This window comes from Halorubrum sp. Hd13, assembly GCF_002252755.1.
Taxonomy (GTDB): Archaea; Halobacteriota; Halobacteria; order Halobacteriales; family Haloferacaceae; genus Halorubrum.
In genome coordinates this window covers 1-2,295 of the sequence record NZ_NHOY01000057.1, presented here as the reverse complement: position 1 = coordinate 2,295, position 2,295 = coordinate 1, and the positions used below count along the sequence as shown (strand labels likewise).

The window sequence follows — 2,295 nt, the reverse complement described above, 5'->3', positions numbered from 1 at the left end:
CGTCGAGGTGGACGCCGTGCGCGAAGAAGTCGTCCGGGCCGAGCGCGTCGAGGTCGGCCGCGTACGCGACCGGGCGCTCCCCGCGCTCGTCGACGATCGGGTCGACCTCGTCGACCGTCTCGTTCGCGTGGAGGTGCACCGGGACGCCGGCCTCGCGCGCCGCCGCGACCCCCTCGCGCAGGAGCTCCTCGCCGACCGTCGTCAGCGAGTGCGGCATGAACGCGGTCCGGATCCGCCCGTCGGCGGCGCCGTCGAGCTCGCGGGCGACCGCGATGCTCTCCTCGACGTCGGCGCGGGCGTCGGCCTCCCCCTTGCCGACCGTCACGACGCCGTGCCCGAGCCGCGCGCGCAGGCCGGCGCGGTCGACGACCTCGGCCACCCGGTCCATCGCGAAGTACATGTCCGCGAACGCGGTCGTCCCCGAGCGGATCATCTCCAGCGCGCCGAGCGCGGCGCCGGCCTCGATGTCGTCGTCGGTCAGTTCGGCCTCGGCCGGCCAGATATCCTCTCGGAGCCATGCGTCCAGCGGCTTGTCGTCGGCGTACCCGCGGAGCAGCGTCATCGCGGCGTGCGTGTGCGCGTTGACGAGCCCGGGGATCACGAGCGACCCCTCGGCGTCGAGGGTTTCGTCGGGGGCCGCCGGCGCGTCCCCCGCGCCCGGGGCCGCGTCGTCTCCCACCGCGAGGATCCGTCCCGCGTCGCTGTCGATCGTCACGTCGGCCACGGTCACCGAGCCGTCCGGGCGGAGGACGCGGCCGCCCGTCACGCGAAGCGCGTTCATACGGACCGATTCCGGCCCCCGAACCAAACGGCTTCGGTTCGAGAACGACGGGGTGGGCGGGGGTCGGCCGTCTCCCCCGACTCCACGCCCGCGACGGGCTTACGCCGCTTCGGCCCCTCCGTTCACGAGTGACCGTCGACGTCCACGCGCACACGTCCTACTCCGACGGGTCCGGGATCCCGCTCATGGTCGACGCCGCCGAGGCGGCGGGGCTCGACGCCGTCGGGTTCGCCGACCACTGCAGCCTGAGCGAGGCGTGGCGCGACGAGCGCCTCTTGTGGAACCGCAACTTCGACCGCACGCACGAGCGCCGGCGGGAGGCGCTCGCGGTCGCCGCCGACCGGACCGATCTGACCCTCTACGACGCGGTCGAGATGGACTACGAGCCCGAGTTAGCGCCCGCGATCGGCGACTTCCTCGCCGCGGCCGACTTCGACTACGCGATCGGCAGCGTCCACTACGTCGCCGGGAAGCAGGTGTTCCCGTTCGAGTCGTTCGACGACGCGAGCGACGCCGAGCGCCGCGCGTTCGTCGACGATTACTACGACGCCGTCGTCTCGCTCGTCGGGTCGGGGCTGTTCGACGTGCTCGCGCACGTCGACCTCGTGGAGAACCACCCCGCGCTCCGCGGGCTCACGACCGCCGCCCACCGGGACCGGGTCGCGGCCGCCTGCGCCGACTCCCGGACCGTTCCCGAGATCAACGCCGGCAGGGCCGGCGACCGCGGCGAGTTCGACCTGTTTCATCCGACCGATCCGTTCGCGGAGGCGTTCCGCGACCGCGGCGTCCGGTTCGTCGTGGGGACCGACTCGCACGACCCCGAGGACTTCGCCGACCGGGTCCCGCGGCTGGAGCGCTACCTCGACGAGACGGGGATCGAGCCGCTTCCCGTCGAGTCGCTCTTGGGAGATCCGCCGACGGCCACCGAGTAACGCCGCTACCCTCCGAAGCCTCTTAGGCCGCTGCCGCCGCAGTACGGACATGGCAAGCGACGCTCAGCAGGCGTGTTTCGAGGCCGGGATCAAGTTCGGCTCGCTGTACCACCAGTTCGCCGGGACGCCGGTCAGCCCGTCGAGCACGCGGAGCTTGGAGGCCGCGATGGCCGAGTCGATCGAGAACCAGCCGTTCTGCGAGTCGGTGACCGTCGACATCCACGACGACCGCGTCGCCGACGCGATCGACCACGAGAACGGCTACACGGAGCTCACCGGCTCGCTGATCGACGTCGAGATGCGGATCGAACACGAGGGCGTGACGGTTCGCACTCAGATGACGATGGCCGACGGCTACCCGCTGATGGAACTCGTCTCCGTCGAGGGGGACTGATCCGTTTCGTCGAGGGGGACTGATCCGTTTCGTCGAGGGGGACTGAACTGTCCCGTTGAGGCCCAATCCGTCGATTCACTCCGCCGAATCCACGTCCCGAATCGTCCCGACGCCCTTGCTCGACCCCTCGCGGAAGACGAACCGCTGGCCCTCCTCCACGAGGTAGGGCCGGAACTTGAACCGGACCC

The 2,295-nt window shown here is 71.4% G+C and carries 3 protein-coding genes; 2 read left to right on the top strand and 1 reads right to left on the bottom strand.

What is annotated here, in order from left to right:
* A partial coding sequence (locus DJ81_RS08075; RefSeq protein ID WP_141212553.1) for an amidohydrolase family protein occupies positions 1-781 on the bottom strand: 781 nt, incomplete at its 3' end.
* A gap of 128 nt (positions 782-909) precedes the next feature.
* Between DJ81_RS08075 and DJ81_RS08070 the strand changes: the two genes are divergently transcribed.
* Together DJ81_RS08070 and DJ81_RS08065 are read left to right on the top strand one after the other, a co-directional pair.
* A complete protein-coding gene (locus DJ81_RS08070) occupies positions 910-1,713 on the top strand; it encodes a PHP domain-containing protein (protein WP_241881385.1) in 804 nt (267 codons plus the stop codon).
* A gap of 49 nt (positions 1,714-1,762) precedes the next feature.
* A complete protein-coding gene (locus tag DJ81_RS08065) occupies positions 1,763-2,107 on the top strand; it encodes a dihydroneopterin aldolase family protein (RefSeq protein ID WP_094580997.1) in 345 nt (114 codons plus the stop codon).
* The last annotated feature ends 188 nt before the right edge of the window (positions 2,108-2,295 follow it).